This is a genomic window from Comamonas brasiliensis (genome assembly GCF_018292285.1).
In the GTDB taxonomy this organism is placed as follows: Bacteria; Pseudomonadota; Gammaproteobacteria; order Burkholderiales; family Burkholderiaceae_C; genus Comamonas; species Comamonas brasiliensis.
The window spans coordinates 832,716-850,151 of the sequence record NZ_JAANES010000003.1 but is presented as its reverse complement, the minus strand read 5'-3'; the positions used below and the strand labels follow the sequence as shown (position 1 = coordinate 850,151).

Sequence of the window (17,436 nt, the reverse complement as noted above, 5' to 3'; positions counted from 1 at the left end):
GGCATCGCAGGGTAGCTAAGTGTGGAAGAGATAACCGCTGAAAGCATCTAAGCGGGAAACTCGTTTCAAGATGAGATCTGCCGGGGCCTTGAGCCCCCTGAAGGGTCGTTGTAGACCACGACGTTGATAGGCTGGGTGTGGAAGCGCAGTAATGCGTTAAGCTAACCAGTACTAATTGCCCGTGCGGCTTGACCCTATAACTTTGGGTAAGCCTGGAAAAATGAAAAGACAGAACGCAAGTTCTAGTTATGCCGAAAAGGCGCAATCGAAAAGCTGATTGAAGACTCTATGAATTCGTTGGATTGAAGGTGAGCGAGATTAAGAAGTTAATCAAGGCGCTATCAATCTGACAAAAAGTTTATGCCTGATGACCATAGCAAGTTGGTACCACTCCTTCCCATCCCGAACAGGACAGTGAAACGACTTTGCGCCGATGATAGTGCGGGTTCCCGTGTGAAAGTAGGTCATCGTCAGGCTCTTACAGTGAAAACCCCGTAGTCGAAAGATTACGGGGTTTTTTATTGGGCGCTTCGAAACGAGGAGCGCCTGTCGTACGCTGTCAAAGCATTGCAGCTGCAAAAATACCGGAAACCCATAAAAAGAGAGCGCCAGGCGCTCTCTTTTTATTCTTGCGTGGGTGCATAGAAGCGCAGGATGCCGTTTTCGTCCAGGCGTCGCGTCAGTTGCCGGCTGTACCAAAGGTAGTGCAGGTGGGCCAGAGCCTCGCCCATCGCAAAAGTCATCTGGTGCGTGTCCAGCTGGCGTTTGAAGAGGATGGGAAGGATGTCGGCAGCGCTCAGTCCTTGCTGCCGGGAGGCCTGCATGATGTCGTCCAGGCGCTCCTGGTGGTGGTCGAGCAGCTGCTGGACACGAGTGTGCAATCCGGTGAAGGGCTTGCCATGCGAGGGCAGAACATAGCTGTCCTGAGGGAGCTCAAAATAGCGCTTGAGCGATGTGAGAAACAGCTGCAGCGGATTGGCTTCGGGCTCGGAAGAATGCACGCTGACATTGGCGGAAATCCGGGGCAGGACCATGTCGCCGCTGATCAGTGTCTCGAGCTCCGCGCAGTACAGCGCAATGTGCTCCGGCGCGTGGCCATAGCCGGCAATGCATTGCCATGTGCGGCCGTTGATGTCGATCTGGTCGCCATCCATGATGCGGTGATAGATGTCGGGGATGGGGGCCACCAGGGAAGAGTAGTAGCTGCCACGGCCGCGCACATGGAGCAGAAATTCTTCGTCTCTCTGTCCATGCAGGCTGTAGAAGTCTGCACCTGACTCGCCGCCGAAGCCGTCTCTGTCCTTCATGGCGACGCGGGCGACGTTGTAATCGGTGGCGCTGATCCACAGGGGGGCATTCCACTGCCGGCAGATCCAGCCGGCCAGGCCGATATGGTCGGGGTGCATGTGGGTGACGATGACCCGCAAGATGGGCAGGCCTTCAAGCTCGGAGGCAAAGATCTGCTCCCATTGATCGCGTGCCTCGGTGCGGTTGACGCAGCAGTCGACGACCGTCCAGCCTTCGCGTATCTGACCATGCAGATCGGTCTGGCGATCACGCAGCAGCCAGAGGTTGATGTGATCCAGGGCAAACGGCAGCGTCATGCGGATCCACTTGACGCCGGGCGCCACTTCCAGGGTCTGGGCCGGACCGGGCAAGGTATCGCCGAGCGGGTAATGAAGTGTGGATTCTTGGCTTGAGGTCATGAGGCGGTATTTCGTTTAGCATTGACGTTAACGTAAACGTCAGTTTTGTCAAAGCATTTTAGAGACCGGGCTGCCCCATGCAGTCGCCTGTGCGATGCAAGACTCGCAACTCCACGAAATCATGTCGACCATCTACACCATCAGCGATCTTGCCAAAGAGTTTGATCTCACGACCCGGGCCATCCGTTTTTATGAGGACATGGGCTTGCTGCAGCCCGAGCGCTCCGGCGCAGGCGGTCGCAACCGCGTGTACTCCTCCCGAGATCGCGCACGTCTGCGTCTGACACTGCGGGCCAAGCGCCTGGGACTGTCGCTGTCCGAGGCCAAGGAAATCATCGACATGTACGACAGCCCCCGTGATACGGGCGTGCAGCTGCGCAAGTTTCTCGATGTGCTGGCCATCCACCGCAAGCAGCTTGAAGCGCAGATGGCCGATCTGCAGGTGACTCTGGATGAGGTGCGAGAGCAGGAAAAAGAGGCACGCACACTGCTGAAAAGGAGCGAGAGCAAAAATGGCGCATAATTGACGTTTACGTAAACGTCAATTGAAACGCTTCGCTGGAGAATTGCCCATGTCTGCTGCAGGTAGCACCGAGTCTCGGGATTTCGTCGATCGGGTGAAGCAGAGCTTTGCCAAGCAAGGCGCGATGGCCACGATTGGTGCAGAGCTGACCCTGGTGGAGCCTGGCGCTGTGGATATCTGCCTGGACTGGGCTGCGGGTCTGACGCAGCAGCACGGCTTTCTGCACGCCGGCATGGTCTCCACCGCACTCGATTCGGCCTGTGGCTATGCTGGCCTGACGCTGATGCCAATGGATGCCGCCGTGCTGACCATCGAATTCAAGATCAATCTGCTGGCCCCGGCCAAGGGCCAGCGCTTTCGCATGGAGGGCCGGGTCATCAAGCCCGGGCGCACCATCACCGTATCCGAAGGCAAGGCGTTTGCCATTGACCAGGGAAAAGAGAAGCTGGTTGCCACGATGAGCTGCACCCTGATGTGCGTGCAGCAGCGCGAAGGCATACAGCACTGACAAGACGATTCATCAGACCATATCTACAGGAGACAACCATGAGCCTTGCCAATCTGCCAGGACTGAACTTCCAGCTCGGTGAAGACATCGATGCGCTGCGCGACGCAGTGCGTGAATTTGCCCAGATCGAGATTGCTCCGCGTGCGGCCGAGATCGACCGCAGCGACCAGTTCCCCATGGATGTGTGGCGCAAGTTCGGCGAACTGGGCGTGCTCGGCATCACCGTCTCCGAGCAGTATGGCGGTGCCGACATGGGCTATCTGGCGCATATGGTGGCGATGGAGGAAATCTCGCGCGCCAGTGCCTCGGTGGGCCTGTCCTATGGCGCTCACAGCAATCTGTGCGTCAACCAGATCAATCGCAACGGCAGCGAGGCGCAGAAGGCCAAGTACCTGCCCAAGCTCATCAGCGGCGAGCATGTGGGAGCTCTGGCCATGAGCGAGCCCGGCGCCGGCTCCGACGTCATCAGCATGAAGCTCAAGGCAGAGGACAAGGGCGGCTACTACCTGCTCAATGGCAGCAAGATGTGGATCACCAACGGGCCCGATGCCGACACCCTGGTGGTCTATGCCAAGACCGAGCCGGAGATGGGCGCGCGCGGCGTGACGGCCTTTCTGATCGAGAAGGGCATGAAGGGCTTCTCGATCGCGCAAAAGCTCGACAAGCTGGGCATGCGCGGCAGCCACACGGGAGAGCTGGTGTTCCAGGACGTGGAAGTGCCCGCCGAAAACATTCTCGGCGGCCTGAACATGGGTGCCAAGGTATTGATGAGCGGCCTGGACTATGAGCGCGCGGTGCTGACCGGCGGCCCGCTGGGCATCATGCAGTCCGTCATGGACAATGTCGTCCCCTATATCCACGACCGCAAGCAGTTCGGCCAGAGCATCGGCGAGTTCCAGCTGATTCAGGGCAAGGTGGCGGATATGTACACCGTGCTGCAAGCAGGCCGCTCTTTTGCCTATACGGTCGCTAAAAACCTGGATCTTCTGGGAACCGAGCATGTGCGCCAGGTTCGCAAGGACTGCGCCAGCGTCATCTTGTGGTGCGCCGAGAAGGCCACCTGGATGGCCGGCGAAGGCGTGCAAATCTATGGCGGCAATGGGTATATCAACGAGTATCCGCTCGGTCGTCTGTGGCGAGATGCGAAACTCTACGAGATTGGCGCTGGCACCAGTGAAATTCGCCGCATGCTCATAGGCCGCGAGCTGTTTGCTGAAACCTGCTGAAACAGCAGGAGCTGCGCCGTTCTTTCAACCACAAAAAGAAGGATAGCTTCATGACAACAACCTCCATCGAAGAACTGTTTGTCCACAACCGCCAATGGGCAGACCAGATGGAGCGTGATCGTCCTGGTTTCTTTACCGGACTGATGGCGCAGCAAAAACCCAAGTACATGTGGATCGGCTGCTCGGACAGCCGCGTGCCGGCCAACCAGATCACGGGTCTGGAGCCTGGCGAGGTCTTCGTGCACCGCAACGTGGCCAACGTGGTGGTGCCCAGCGATCTGAACTGCCTGTCCACCATCCAGTACTCGGTCGATCATCTGAAGATCGAGCACCTGATGGTGGTGGGCCACTATGGCTGCGGCGGCGTGTATGCGGCGCTGAACAATCTGCGTCTGGGCCTGGTGGACAACTGGACCCGCCATGTGCGCGACGTGCGCGACAAGCACATCAAGCTGCTGGAAGGCATGTCCACCCAGTTTCGCCACGATGCGCTGTGCGAACTCAACGCCATCGAGCAGGTGGTCAACGTGGCCCAGTCCACCGTCATGCAGGACGCCTGGGCTCGCGGCCAGAAGGTCACGCTGCACGGCTGGTGCTACAGCCTCAAGAACGGCCACATCACCAACCTCGAAATGACCGTGCCCGGCGTGGGCGGTCTGGAGGATGTCTACAACAAGGCTGTCGAGCAGGTCGCAGCGCGCAAGCGCGACTGATCGCAGCCACTGCGCAGTTGCAGTGCCCTCAAGCGGGCCCAAGAAGCGTGCCGCTTGAGAGTGCTGCTCATTTATCTGGAGCGACTGGCCCGCCATGTTTCCGCAACGACTGGACGCCCCCGAGGCCTATGCGATTGCGCAGGCCCTGATGCAGGGCTACAACCAGCACTACCGCATGTTCAGTGCGGAAGCTGCCCGGGCCAAGCAACGCTTCGAGTCCATGGACTGGCCGGGCCAGCAGCAAGCCCAGCGTGAACGCATAGAGTTCTACGACCGGCAGGTGCGTGCCTGCATCCAGAGGCTGGAAGAGGAGTTTGCGGCCAGTCTGCAGAGCATGGCTGTCTGGCAGCAGGTCAAGCTCCATTACATCGGCCTGATGGTCGATCATCTGCAGCCAGAGCTGGCCGAGACCTTCTTCAACTCGGTCACCACCAAGATTCTGCACCGCACCCATTTCCAGAACGACTTCATCTTCGTGCGGGCGGCCGTCAGCACCGAATACCTGGAAAACACCGCACCGGGTGCCGTACCCATCTACCGCGCCTATTACCCGGGCAACCTCGCACAGCTCGAAGGCACGCTGCAGATCCTGTTCGAGCAGCTGCAGCTGCAATGCCGCTTCGAAGACCTGCAGCGCGACGTGCATCTGCTGGCCGAGCGCATACGCGAGAGGCTGGCGGGCCTGACGCTCAGGGCCAACTTCCAGCTTCAGGTGCTGTCCAGCCTGTTCTACCGTAACAAGGGGGCTTACCTGGTCGGCAAGATCATCACCGGCTATACCGAGCTGCCGCTGGCGATCCCCATACTGCATGGAGAGCAGGAGCAACTAATACTGCATGCGGCCCTGTTCGGCGAGGACGACCTGCATGCGCTGTTCAGCTTTGCGCGCGCCTATTTCATGGTGGACATGGAGGTGCCCAGCGCCTATGTGAGCTTTTTGCGCAGCCTCATGCCGCGCAAGCCCAAGGCGGAAATCTATAACGCCCTGGGTCTGGCCAAGCAGGGCAAGACGCTGTTCTACCGCGACTTTCTGCATCATCTGCGCCATTCCAGCGATCAGCTGCGCATTGCGCCCGGCATCAAGGGCCTGGTCATGCTGGTGTTCGATCTGCCCAGCTTCCCCTATGTGTTCAAGCTCATCAAGGACCGCATCGCCAGCAGCAAGGATGTTTCGCGTCCCCAGGTCAAGGCCAAGTACCAGCTGGTCAAGAAGCATGACCGCGGCGGTCGCATGGCCGACACCATGGAGTACAGCCTGGTGGCCTTTCCCAAGGAGCGCTTCAGCGACGAGCTGCTGGCCGAGCTGCAGGCCCAGGCCCCCGAGCAGATCGAGATCAGCGACCGTGATGGCGACGGGCAGATGGAAGTCATCATCAGCCACCTCTACATAGAGCGCCGCCTGGTGCCGCTGAACCTGTTCCTGATGGAGTGTCTGGCGGAAGCAGACACCAAGCCGGAGCGTCGCGCCGCCATGGAGCGAGCCATTCTCGAATACGGCAATGCCATCAAGGACCTGGTCGCCACGAATATCTTTCCCGGCGACATGCTGTGGAAGAACTTCGGCGTCACGCGTGGCGGCAAGGTGGTGTTCTACGACTATGACGAGATCGAATACCTGACCGATTGCAATTTCCGTCAGGTGCCCGAGCCGCGCACCGAGGAAGAGGAGATGTCGGGCGACATCTGGTACTCGGTCGGCCCCAGGGATGTCTTTCCCGAGACTTTCGGGCCTTTTCTGCTGGGCCACCCGTCCGTGCGCGACATCTTCATGCGCCATCACGCCGACTTGCTGGAGGCTGACTTCTGGCGCGCCCACCAGAGCCGCATCCGTGACGGCCATTTCCTGGACGTGTTCCCCTACGAGCGCAGCCGCTTTCTGCATGCAGGCGACGCAGGACTGGACACGCAGCGTTTCGAGATTCCCGCCAATAGCCTCGCTTGAAGAGGCAGATCACATCCATCCATTTTTCAAGGAGACAAACCATGCATCAGGATCCCGTAGTCATCGTCAGCGCAGCCCGCACTCCCATGGGCGCGTTCCAGGGCGATTTTTCCGATCTGGCCGCCCATGATCTGGGCGGAGCCGCCATCAAGGCCGCGATCGAACGTGCGGGCATCCGGCCCGAGCTGGTGGAAGAAGTGCTGTTCGGCAACTGCCTGATGGCCGGCCAGGGCCAGGCTCCGGCTCGCCAGGCCGGCTTCAAGGGCGGCCTGCCGCAGAGCACGGGCGCCGTGACCCTGTCCAAGATGTGCGGCGCGGGCATGGAGGCCACCATCCTGGCGCACGACCAGCTCATCGCCGGCAGCCGCGAGGTGATGATTGCCGGCGGCATGGAGAGCATGACCAACGCTCCCTATCTGCTCAAGAAGGGGCGTGGCGGCTACCGCATGGGACATGACAAGATCTTCGACCACATGATGCTCGACGGTCTGGAAGACGCCTATGAAGCCGGCCGCTCCATGGGCACTTTCGGCGAGGACTGCGCTGCCAAATACGAGTTCACGCGCGAAGCGCAGGACGCGTTTGCGATTGCCAGCGTGCAGCGCGCCCAGGCCGCCGCGCACAGCGGTGCCTTTGACGCCGAAATCACGCCCGTCACCGTCAAGACCCGCAAGGGCGATGTGACCGTCAGCGTGGACGAGGGACCGGCCAAGGCCAAGCTGGACAAGATCGGCAGCCTCAAGCCTGCGTTCAAGAAGGACGGCACCATCACGGCGGCGTCGAGCTCCAGCATCAACGACGGCGCTGCCGCCATGGTGCTGATGCGCGAGTCCACCGCCAAGCAACTGGGCTGCAAGCCGCTGGCGCGCATCGTCTCGCATGCCACCTTTGCGCAGGCTCCCGAGTGGTTCACCACCGCGCCCGTCGGCGCGACCGAAAAGGCGCTGAAGAAGGCCGGCTGGGCCGTGGACGATGTGGACCTGTGGGAGATCAACGAAGCCTTTGCCGTGGTGCCCATGGCGCTGATGGCCGATCTCAAGGTCTCGCATGACAAGGTCAACGTGAACGGCGGAGCCTGTGCTCTCGGACACCCGATTGGCGCCAGCGGCGCGCGCATTCTGGTCACCCTGCTGCACGCGCTGAAGACACGCGGCAAGAAGAAGGGGCTGGCCACGCTGTGCATCGGCGGCGGCGAGGCCACGGCCATGGCCGTTGAGCTGATCTGACGTCATTTGCTCAGAATCGCCACCAGTTTGCTCTACAGTGAACGCATGTTCAACGGATTGCACGCATTCGCGCTGAATGTGTGCAGTTCACATTGCGGAAATCATTCATGAGCGCAGACATTCACCACGACGAGAGCGAGACCATCAAGCCGCTGGAGCCGCAGCAGATTGATGCTTTCTGGGGCGATTTTTCCAACCAGCTGAGCCAGCTGGAGGAACTCGATCGTCAGGAGTTTGTGGAGAGCTACAATGAGCTGCTGCACCAATATGCGCCGGGCCTGAGCATGGAGCTGGAAGGCAAGCTCGGCGAAGCCGGCTCCCGGCTGGTGATCTCGGCCCATGGCAACACGGCGCAGTTCGAGAATGCGCAGGCCCTGGTACGCCAGGCGCCACGTTTCGAGCATTACAGCGTGCACGCGTTTCGCAGCCGCGCGCTGGGCAGCAATTTCGGCATGCGCATGGACGGCTTCGAGCTGGCCTGCTCCGATATCCGCGTGGGCTACTACGATGCGGGAGGCATCATCGGCCTCAAGCTCTCGTTCGAGAAGCCCATAGCCCGGGACATGGCCGAGCATGCGCAGCACATGGCTTTCATCATGCTGGACCATGTGCTGGGCGAGTGGGATTTTTCGGTGCGCGTGGGGCCGGTCGAGTTTGTAGACGAAGCGGCGGCCGATGTCTACGGCTCCGCACTGCTGTCGGAGTTTCCGCCGCTGTTCGATGGCTTCATCCGCCAGCAACTGGGCCGCAGCTATGAATTTCCCCAGGAGGACAGCGACCGCTGGCTGTCGCTGGAAGTGCGCGCGCAGGATGCCGACGAGGACGCTGCCCCCGACATCCTGACCTTTCACGACGGTGCCAATGCCGTGGCCACGCGCGCCGATCTGTCGCACTTCATGGAGTGGCGCTTCAGCTTCTCCAGCCAGCAGGAGCTGGACGGCGTGCGCGATGCCCAGGATGCGCTGGACGAGCAGCTCAGCCGCGAGCAGCGCGGCATTCTGGCCTTCTCGCGCGTGGAAAACATGAGTGCCCGCGTCGCCACCTACTATGTGGAGGACCCGGCCCACGCGGTGCAGCTGGCGGGACAGCTGGGCCGCCAGCATGTGCCGGATCTGGAGGGCGAGCTCAGCGTGAGCTTCGACCCTTCCTGGAACGAGTTCCTGTCGCTGTACGCAGCCATCCACCGCAACGACCGTCCAGAGGAGGTGCTGGCCTCATGATCACATCGCGCGAGCAACTGATGCAGTTGTATGACCCCCCGGCCGAGCGCGCTCTGCTCAAGCAGCAGTGGGAGCTCGACAGGCACTGTCTGCGCTTTATCGCGCTGTCGCCCTTCGTGGTCATGGCCACGGGCGGTGCCGGCGGGGCCCTGCTTGATGCATCGCCGCGCGGCGGCAAGCCGGGCTTTGTCAAGGCGCCCGATGCCAATACCTTGCTCATTCCCGATGCGGGCGGCAACAACCGGCTCGACAGCCTGAGCAATCTCCTCGACGACCCGCGTCTGGGCCTGCTGTTCTTTGTGCCGGGCTTTGACGAAACCCTGCGCGTCAACGGCAGCGCCCAGCTGCGTGACGAGGCGCATTACACGGCCTTGTTTGCCAGCGATCATTTCCGTCCCAAGCTGGTGATCGAAGTCCGTGTGCAGGAAGCCTATCTGCACTGTGCCAAGGCGCTGATGCGCTCGCGCCTGTGGAGCGAGGAGGCCAGGGTGGCGCGCAACGTCATGCCCACGCTCAATCAGATCATCCATGCGCAGATGGGGCTGACGGCCCAGCCCGAGTCGCAGGAAAGCATGGTGGCCCGCTATGGGGCCATGATTGCGGCCGAGCAGATCAAGAAAAATTGATAGCTTGCTGCGCTTGTCATGAAAGGATTTTGGATGAAAAACACCTTGAAACCTCACATTCATAGGCGCAAGCAGCTATGGCTTTGATACTCATCATGGGCGCATCGCGCGGCCTGGGCCGCGCCCTGGCCGAGGCCTATCTGGCGCAAGGCCATCAGGTGATTGCCACCGTGCGCAAGGCTGAAGACATGGTTGACCTGCAGGCACGGGGCGCCCGGGTGCTGCAGGTCGATCTGGCCGATCCGGCCAGCGTCAGCGGCCTGGCCTGGCAGCTCGAAGGGGCCAGCATCGATATCGCGCTGTACGTGGCCGGTGTCTGGGACGGTCATGCCGCAGGCGTGCCGCCTACCCAGCAGCAGTTCGACCTGGTGATGCACAGCAATGTGCTGGGCTTTATGCAGGCCCTGCCGCAGATCGTACCCATGGTGCAGGAGGCCGGCGGCGTGATCGGCGCCTTCTCCAGCGGCATGTCCTTGCTGGGCGATGCGGACGAAAGCGCCTGGCTGTACCGCGTCAGCAAGGCCGCGCTCAATATGGCCGTGGTCTCGGCCTGCCGCCAGTGGCCGGGCCTGACACTGCTGGCGCTGGACCCGGGCTGGGTGCAGACCGAGATGGGTGGTGCTGCGGCCCCGCTGTCGGTGAGCCAGAGCGTGCAGGGGCTGATGCAGGCCCTGGCCCAGGTCAAGCCCGAAGACCGTGGTCAGCTGCTGCGCCACGACGGCAGATACATCCAGCTTCTAGACGCCTAGCCCAGGCTGAAAAAGGGCATATAGCTATAAATATCGGAGACAACATGCTGCTGAATCAGGACCAGGAAATGATCCGCGAAGCCTTGCGCGATTTTGTGCGCGAGCAGATCACACCCCATGCCGCGCGCTGGGACAAGGAACATGAGTTCCCCAAGGAGGTGCACCAGGGGCTGGCCGCTCTCGGTGCCTACGGCATCTGCGTGCCCGAGGAGCTCGGCGGTGCGGGCCTGGACTATGTGAGCCTGGCCTTGGTGCTTGAGGAAATCGCAGCCGGCGATGGCGGCACCAGCACCGTCATCAGCGTGACCAACTGCCCGGTCAATGCCATCCTGATGAAGTACGGCAATGCCGGCCAGCAGGAGCAATGGCTGCGCCCGCTGGCGCAGGGGCAGATGCTGGGAGCCTTCTGCCTGACCGAGCCCCATGTGGGCTCAGATGCCTCGGCGCTGCGCACCACGGCCGTGCGCGATGGTGGCGACTATGTGATCAACGGCGTCAAGCAGTTCATCACCAGCGGCAAGAATGGCGATGTGGCCATCGTCATTGCCGTCACCGACAAGGCGGCGGGCAAGAAGGGCATGAGCGCCTTCATCGTGCCCACCCGCAATCCCGGCTACCAAGTCGCACGCCTGGAGGACAAGCTGGGCCAGCACAGCAGCGATACCGCGCAGATCAATTTCGAGAACTGCCGCATTCCCGCCGCGAACCTGATCGGGGCTGAGGGCGAGGGCTACAGGATTGCTCTGTCGGCGCTGGAGGGCGGGCGCATCGGCATTGCCGCGCAAAGCGTGGGCATGGCGCGTGCCGCCTTTGAATGCGCACTGCAGTACAGCAAGGAGCGCGAGAGCTTTGGCCAGCCCATCTTCAACCATCAGGCCGTAGGTTTCAGACTTGCCGAATGTGCCACGCAGATCGAAGCGGCCCGTCAGCTGATCTGGCATGCCGCCAGCCTGCGCGATGCGGGTCTGCCCTGCCTCAAGGAAGCCGCCATGGCCAAGCTCTTTGCGAGCGAGATGGCCGAGCGCGTATGCAGCGCCGCCATCCAGACGCTGGGCGGCTACGGCGTGGTGAACGACTTCCCCGTGGAGCGCATCTATCGCGATGTGCGCGTGTGTCAGATCTACGAGGGCACCAGCGATGTGCAGAAGATCCTGATCCAGCGGGCACTGGCCTGACGGGTTACTGGCTACTGGCGGCAAAAGAGCGACCTTGTCAACTGCCTCGCAGGGGCGCTGTGGCGCACCTGGGGACGTGCCGGTTGCCGACGTCACAAGGCCTGCTTAGGATGTGATCAGCGGGGATGGTAACCTGCAGAGTCTTCAACCATTTGCAGCAGGAGTCCGGCATGCCTTTTGCCCAGGTCAATGGTCAGAATATCTACTACGAGGACACGGGAGGGCGCGGCCCGGCCCTGGTGTTCTCGCACGGCCTGCTCATGGATCACACCATGTTCGAGCCGCAGATACAGGCTTTGCAGGGGCAGTATCGCTGCATCAGCTGGGACGAGCGCGGCCACGGGCAGACCGCCGATCCCGAGCATTGCGAGGCCTTCAGCTACTACGACTCGGCCGACGATCTGGCTGCCCTGCTCAAGTACCTGGGCGTGGAAAAAGCCGTGCTCGTGGGCATGTCGCAAGGCGGCTATCTATCGCTGCGCTGCGCGCTGATTCACCCCGATGTCGTGGGCGCGCTGGTGCTGATCGACACCCAGGCCATGCTGGAGGATCCCGAGCAGATGCCGCACCACGAGGCCTTGCTCAAGGCCTGGATGGAGCATGGACTGTCGGACGACATGGCGACCATCGTGGAGCACACGATCCTGGGCCAGGGCTGGCCCGGGGCTGCGCAGTGGCGCGCCAAATGGAAGCAGGCCTCGCCGATCAATCTGGGGCAGAGCTTTGCGACGCTGGCGCTGCGCGACGACATCAGCCCGCGCCTGGCCGAGATCAAGGTGCCGGCACTGGTGATTCACGGCGACAAGGATGCGGCCATCGGCATGGAACGTGCTCGCGCCATGTTCAAGGGCCTGCCCCACGCCCAGTGGGTGGATGTGGCAGGCGCAGGCCATGCGGCCAATCTCACGCACCCCGAACCCGTGAACGCGGCCATCAGGCAGTTCCTGGACGGCCTGCACTGAGGCTCAGGCCTCCCCGAGTTCGGCCATGCTGCGCTTGCGCAGCACCACGGTGATCTGGCCGTTGGTCTCGATGGTGGCGCGTTCCACCTCATGTGCGTTGAGACAGCCATTGGAGCGCAGGGCCGCTGCCAGGTCTTCGCTCGTGATCTGCTCCTGCATCATCAGACCGGGCTGCACCACGCCCTGGTGAATCAGGACCTTGGGCCTGCCGTTGACCAGCTTGCGCAGCCGGGCAAAGCGGTAACTCAGGTGCGAGAGCAGCGCATGGCAGCCCAGCAGCGTGGCGGCACTGATCAGGCCGCCAATCAGCGAGTTGTCGCCCGCGTTCATGGAGTTCTGTACCGCGTTGGACAGAATCAGCAGCAGCACCAGATCGAAAGGGGCGTACTGCCCGGTCTGGCGCCTGCCGGTCAGGCGCAGAAACACCAGCAGGAACAGGTAGACGCAGACTCCGCGAATCATGAACTCCCACCAGGGGACCAGCATGGAAAACATAGGCAGACCTTTGAGCAGCGAGCTGTGAACTGCTGCTACTGTGCTCTGGGGCGAGCGACTGTGCAAGCCGGCGGGCTCGTCTTGGCCGACAATGCAGCATTGCCAATCAAGACTGCCAAAGTTGTGAAAGAAGCCGAGAAAAAGCGGGACTGTCCTTGCGGACGCAAGAATGCCAAGGACCGGCCGCTGGCCTATGCCGATTGCTGCGGCCGCTATATCGATCACTGGGATACCCGGCCCGCTCCCGATGCCGAGGCTTTGATGCGCTCGCGCTATACGGCCTTCGTGTCTGAGAACCAGAAATACTTGCAAGCCACCTGGCATGCCAGCCAGCGCCCGGCGCAGCTGGATTTCGATGCCGCCACCAAATGGCTGGGATTGGAGGTAAAGCAGTTCAGGCCGACCGGCGAAGCCTCGGCAGAGGTCGAATTCGTCGCCCGCTACCGCCTGGCGGGTCGCGCCGTGCGTCTGCATGAGCGCAGCCGCTTCGTGCTCGATGCCGGGCGCTGGTTCTATGTCGATGGCGACCAGTTCTGAAGGTGCTTCGGCCGAGCTGACCCGGCTGCAGGCCGGTCTGCGCCTGTTGCAGTCACTGGCTTCGCGCGGTTCCTCCGAAATCGCAGCCTTGCTGATTCCGGCGCTGCTGCTGTGGGTCAGCACCCGCAACAGTCCTGCCGTCAGCGCAGGGCTGGCCTGGTGGTGGGGACTGATGGTCCTCATGGCGCTGGGTTTTTTGCTGTTCCGCCGCTCGCTGCATCGCCAGTGGCGGTCGGCGCGCGACTGGGAGCCGCCGCGACTGCAGGCCGCATTGACCGCATGGCAGCGGCAGCTGGCGCTGGCTGCGCTGATCAACGGCCTGCTCTGGGTCAGCGTGCTGGCATTTACCTGGGGCGAAAGCCATAGCGAGCTCCGCCTGCTGATCTATCTGGTGCTGCTCGGCGTGATGGCATCGGCCGCCACTTTTTTGGCGCCGGTGCCGCAGGTGTTCGCGGCCTTCATGGCGGGCATCTACCTGCCCATGCTGCTGTGCACGCTGCATTACTTTCCGCACAAAGGCCCTTATCTGCTGCCGCTGCTGCTGTTGTATGGCGCCATACTGGCCCGCCACGCCTGGGGCGCACGGCGTTTTGTGCAGCAGCAGATGGCGCATGAGCTGGAGCGCCAGGCGCTGGCAGAGCGCTACCGCGAAGCCAAGGAGCAGGCCGAGAATGCACTGGCCGAAAAGAACTGGTTTATCTCCGCCGCCAGCCACGATCTGCGGCAACCCCTGCATGCCATGGGTTTGATGCTGCAGGCCGCTCATCAGCGCAACCAGGATGACGATCTGGCGCAGCTGCTGCAGGAAATGCAGGTCTGCACGCGCGACCTGGGCTCCATGTTCAATGACCTGATGGATCTGTCGCGCCTGGAGGGCGACAGCTTCGCACCCCAGTGGCAGGCGGTCCCCATGAAGGCGGTGCTCGACGAAGCCCAGCGCCTGTTTGCGCGCGAGGCAGCGCAGCGCGGGCTGCGTCTGCGCGTCAGGCAGCCAGCCCATATGCCGGCGCTGTGCACGGATGCGGTACTGCTGCGGCAGATGGTTTTCAATCTGCTGCAGAACGCGCTGCGCTACACCGAAGAGGGCGGGGTGCTGCTGGTGCTGCGGCGCCGGCAGGGACGCTGGTTGCTGCAGGTCTGGGACAGCGGCTGCGGCATGAGCGAGCAGGAATGCGCGCAGGTTTTCATGCGCCACTATCGCAGCCCTGGGCGGCGGCAGCGCGATGCCAGAGAGGGCGTGCCGGCGCCGTTGCGCGGGCGTGGCCTGGGCCTGTCCGTGGTGGCGTTGGCGGCGCAACGTCTGGGCGTGGAATATGGCGTGCAGTCGCTGCCGGGCAAGGGTTCTTGTTTCTGGCTGCGCTGGCCGCAGGATGCCGAGCAATGGCAGGCTTCGTCAGCGCTGCCGGCGCCGCCGCCCTTGTCCGGGCAGCCGTGGTTCGCCCCCCTGTCAGGGCGCTGCCTGGTCGTGGAAAGCGATGCGCAGCTGGCCCCGGTGCTGGTGCGGATCCTGCAGAGCTGGGGCATTCAGGTGCAGAGAGCGGCCGATCTATCCGAGGCGCAGCAACTGCTGGCCGGTGGCTGGCAGCCGGACTTCGTGCTGTGTGAACAGCGGCTCAAGGATGGTGCCAGCGGAATGGACTGCCTGATGCAGCTGCTGGACCAGCACCCACAGGCCAGCGGGGCCTTGATGAGCGGTGACGAGGCGGTGCTGGAGCAGGTGCAGGATCAGGGCTATCTGGCCCTGGCGACGCCGCTGCAACCCGACCAGCTGCATGCGGTGCTGGCGCGTTGCATGGAGAGCCGCCAGACCGCCTAGTCCAGATCGACCTCGATGCCGCGCATGCGTGTGATCAGCGCCACGCGGTTGCTGGCGCCCAGGCGTTGCAGCAGGGCGGTGACATGCTCCTTGACCGTGTATTCGGACAGGTTCAGGGCCTGTGCGATGGCTCGGTTGGGCTTGCCCTGCAGCAACAGGCTCAGTACCTGGGACTGACGCGCCGTGATGCCCAGCTCTCTGGCGCTCATGTGCAAGGTGCTGCCCGCAGCGGATGCGGGCGGTGCGGCAGGAATCGGAGGCAGAGCCTCGAACCAGGAGCGGCCGGACAGCAGGGCCTGCACGGCCATCTGGAACACCTGAGCCGTGCTGCTCTTGTGCACAAAGCCATGCACACCCGCGGCTGCGGCCTTGTTGACGATGGCCGGGTGCTTGTCGCCGCTGGTCACCAGGATGCGCGTGCCGGGCGCCAAGGCCAGGATGCTGTGCACGAACTCCAGCGATGCGCCATCTTCCAGCCAGAAATCCATCACGGTGATGACGGGCTCGCCCAGCGCAGCAATCACGGCCAGGGCCTCGTTGCCGTGGGCAGCACAGCGCACCTGGCGTACGCCGGCGCTGGTCATCAGAACCTGGGCCATGCCTTCGGCGACCAGCGGATGGTCATCCACCACCAGCGCATAGGGGGGCGCGCTCAGCTGGGTGGTGCTCAGAATTTGCGGTAGATCGGGCATGAGCGTTCCTTTGGGGCTTGGTAACAAAGACCCCTCATCGGTAGGGAGCCAACTGGTGGCAAGCCTTCTGACAATGACTGTAAGACGACGCTGATGCTTATCTCTCAGTGTCGGGATATGGACATTTTCAACCAACATCAGGACTGAGGAGCAAGCCCGTGCCATCTCTCACGCAAATCACCCGTAGAACCGCAGCCCTGCTGCTGATTTCCACCCTGGCTGCCTGTGGCGGTGGTGGTGGAGACGGAGGCAGCGGCGCAGGCTCAGGAGGCGGCTCCGAAGGTGGCGGCGGCAATACGGGAGGCGGGGACAACGGTGGCGGCAACAATGGTGGCGGTACTGGCGGCGGCACCGGCAATCAGGCCGTCACGGGGACCTACAAGATGGGCGGCCAGACGGCCGCCAGCCATGCGCAGATGCTTGACGCCGCCAACAGCATGGGCGCCGACGGCTATGCGCTGTTCAGCTCCCTGGCGGGCTCGATCTCTTCGACCGGTGCGGAGATCGGCGACTTCTATCTCACGGATACCGCGCATGCAGGCCGCAAGTTCAGCTATGTCAATCCTGCGGCGCAGCCATCGCGCACCGCCTTTCTGGCCCAGCTGAACCAACAGGGCAGCAGCGGCTATATGTACAAGTCCGACGCCGTGTTCAGCGATGTCAGCGACATCCGCAGCGTCTATGTCAAGGACAACAGCCGCAGCGACCAGTTCAGCTACAGAACGGTGACGCCCGTGGCCACGACTGCCGAAGCCTTTGCCACGGAGCTCAACGGACAAGGGGCCGAAGGCTATCGCTATCTGGGTCCCCAGATCGTCAACAACGAGCTGTTCAGCCTGTATGCCAAGCGCAATGACAGCGTCACCTATACCTATCAGGTCGACAAGCTCAGCAGCGCATCCTCGGCTGCCGATGCTGCAGAAATGAGAACGCGCCTGGCCCAGAAGGGCGCGGACGGCTGGTTCATCCGCGGCACACAGGGGCTGGGCAGCGACCCGATGAACATGAACTATGTGGATGTCTACGAGAAAAGCTCGGCACAGAATGGCGCCATCGAGTATCTGGTCGAGGCCTCGTCAGTCAATGACGCGCTCACAACCCAGCTGAGCAATATGAATGCCAATGCGGCCAACGGCTTCTTCTATTTCAGCGGCATCATGACTGCCGACAACAAGACGAGCACCATCTACGCCAAGAACAGCGCGTGGATGATTCATCCGCTGGCCGGAGTGACCTTCCCCTGAGCCCGAAAAGGGCGTGAGCGCATAATCACGCCCTCTGTTTCTTGATACTAGGCGCCGTTGGGCGCCTTTTTCGCAT

The 17,436-nt window shown here is 62.3% G+C and carries 17 protein-coding genes and 2 rRNA genes; 16 read left to right on the top strand and 3 right to left on the bottom strand.

All coding sequences use genetic code 11. From position 1 onward, the window contains the following. Positions 1-196, top strand: a 23S ribosomal RNA gene (locus tag DJFAAGMI_RS16500); the annotation flags it as partial. Positions 197-363: 167 nt separating this feature from the next. Then, positions 364-476, top strand: a 5S ribosomal RNA gene (gene rrf, locus DJFAAGMI_RS16495). 147 nt (positions 477-623) lie between these two features. On the opposite strand, the gene DJFAAGMI_RS16490 is transcribed toward rrf, so the two are convergent. Beyond that, positions 624-1,706 carry an MBL fold metallo-hydrolase gene (locus tag DJFAAGMI_RS16490; protein ID WP_211457936.1) on the bottom strand — a complete coding sequence of 361 codons (1,083 nt, stop codon included), beginning with the start codon at positions 1,704-1,706 and terminating at the stop codon, positions 624-626. A gap of 121 nt (positions 1,707-1,827) precedes the next feature. Between DJFAAGMI_RS16490 and DJFAAGMI_RS16485 the strand changes: the two genes are divergently transcribed. The 11 genes from DJFAAGMI_RS16485 (at position 1,828) to DJFAAGMI_RS16435 (ending at position 12,576) form a co-directional block, all read left to right on the top strand. Beyond that, the gene (locus tag DJFAAGMI_RS16485; RefSeq protein WP_003061601.1) at positions 1,828-2,229 is read left to right on the top strand and encodes a MerR family transcriptional regulator; all 402 of its coding nucleotides are present in this window, start codon (positions 1,828-1,830) and stop codon (positions 2,227-2,229) included. Positions 2,230-2,278: 49 nt separating this feature from the next. Further along, complete coding sequence (locus tag DJFAAGMI_RS16480) at positions 2,279-2,737, top strand: PaaI family thioesterase (protein WP_211457935.1); 459 nt, start codon at positions 2,279-2,281, stop codon at positions 2,735-2,737. A gap of 38 nt (positions 2,738-2,775) precedes the next feature. Continuing rightward, positions 2,776-3,963, top strand: coding sequence for an isovaleryl-CoA dehydrogenase (locus DJFAAGMI_RS16475; protein ID WP_211457934.1), 1,188 nt, complete (start codon positions 2,776-2,778; stop codon positions 3,961-3,963). Between the two features lie 50 nt (positions 3,964-4,013). Continuing rightward, positions 4,014-4,676, top strand: coding sequence for a carbonate dehydratase (gene can / locus DJFAAGMI_RS16470; protein WP_043005410.1), 663 nt, complete (start codon positions 4,014-4,016; stop codon positions 4,674-4,676). Positions 4,677-4,770: 94 nt separating this feature from the next. Next, on the top strand, positions 4,771-6,618 hold the full coding sequence (gene aceK / locus DJFAAGMI_RS16465; protein ID WP_211457933.1) for a bifunctional isocitrate dehydrogenase kinase/phosphatase: 1,848 nt from the start codon (positions 4,771-4,773) through the stop codon (positions 6,616-6,618). Positions 6,619-6,659: 41 nt separating this feature from the next. After that, a complete protein-coding gene (locus DJFAAGMI_RS16460) occupies positions 6,660-7,844 on the top strand; it encodes an acetyl-CoA C-acyltransferase (protein ID WP_211457932.1) in 1,185 nt (394 codons plus the stop codon). Between the two features lie 107 nt (positions 7,845-7,951). Then, positions 7,952-9,064, top strand: a complete 1,113-nt coding sequence (locus DJFAAGMI_RS16455) for a hypothetical protein (protein WP_211457931.1) — start codon at positions 7,952-7,954, stop codon at positions 9,062-9,064. Continuing rightward, complete coding sequence (locus DJFAAGMI_RS16450; RefSeq protein ID WP_043005407.1) at positions 9,061-9,690, top strand: MSMEG_1061 family FMN-dependent PPOX-type flavoprotein; 630 nt, start codon at positions 9,061-9,063, stop codon at positions 9,688-9,690. Before DJFAAGMI_RS16455 ends, DJFAAGMI_RS16450 begins: the two co-directional genes overlap by 4 nt. A gap of 77 nt (positions 9,691-9,767) precedes the next feature. Further along, complete coding sequence (locus DJFAAGMI_RS16445; RefSeq protein WP_211457930.1) at positions 9,768-10,439, top strand: SDR family oxidoreductase; 672 nt, start codon at positions 9,768-9,770, stop codon at positions 10,437-10,439. 44 nt (positions 10,440-10,483) lie between these two features. Next, on the top strand, positions 10,484-11,614 hold the full coding sequence (locus DJFAAGMI_RS16440) for an acyl-CoA dehydrogenase family protein (protein ID WP_043005405.1): 1,131 nt from the start codon (positions 10,484-10,486) through the stop codon (positions 11,612-11,614). Positions 11,615-11,784: 170 nt separating this feature from the next. Next, positions 11,785-12,576, top strand: coding sequence for an alpha/beta fold hydrolase (locus tag DJFAAGMI_RS16435; RefSeq protein ID WP_211457929.1), 792 nt, complete (start codon positions 11,785-11,787; stop codon positions 12,574-12,576). 3 nt (positions 12,577-12,579) lie between these two features. Here the strand turns inward: DJFAAGMI_RS16435 and DJFAAGMI_RS16430 are convergent, their stop codons facing one another. Continuing rightward, positions 12,580-13,071, bottom strand: coding sequence for a DUF421 domain-containing protein (locus tag DJFAAGMI_RS16430; protein WP_043005404.1), 492 nt, complete (start codon positions 13,069-13,071; stop codon positions 12,580-12,582). Between the two features lie 123 nt (positions 13,072-13,194). Between DJFAAGMI_RS16430 and DJFAAGMI_RS16425 the strand changes: the two genes are divergently transcribed. Together DJFAAGMI_RS16425 and DJFAAGMI_RS16420 are read left to right on the top strand one after the other, a co-directional pair. Further along, positions 13,195-13,608, top strand: a complete 414-nt coding sequence (locus DJFAAGMI_RS16425; RefSeq protein WP_211457928.1) for a YchJ family protein — start codon at positions 13,195-13,197, stop codon at positions 13,606-13,608. Then, a complete protein-coding gene (locus tag DJFAAGMI_RS16420) occupies positions 13,592-15,424 on the top strand; it encodes a hybrid sensor histidine kinase/response regulator (protein WP_211457927.1) in 1,833 nt (610 codons plus the stop codon). The genes DJFAAGMI_RS16425 and DJFAAGMI_RS16420 overlap by 17 nt, the downstream gene beginning before the upstream one ends. Here DJFAAGMI_RS16420 and DJFAAGMI_RS16415 read toward each other — a convergent pair. Next, positions 15,421-16,116, bottom strand: a complete 696-nt coding sequence (locus DJFAAGMI_RS16415) for a response regulator transcription factor (RefSeq protein ID WP_211457926.1) — start codon at positions 16,114-16,116, stop codon at positions 15,421-15,423. The genes DJFAAGMI_RS16420 and DJFAAGMI_RS16415 overlap by 4 nt on opposite strands. 158 nt (positions 16,117-16,274) lie before the next feature. Here DJFAAGMI_RS16415 and DJFAAGMI_RS16410 point away from each other — a divergent pair, with 158 nt between their 5' ends. Beyond that, positions 16,275-17,360, top strand: a complete 1,086-nt coding sequence (locus DJFAAGMI_RS16410; RefSeq protein WP_211457925.1) for a hypothetical protein — start codon at positions 16,275-16,277, stop codon at positions 17,358-17,360. Positions 17,361-17,436: the final 76 nt, after the last annotated feature.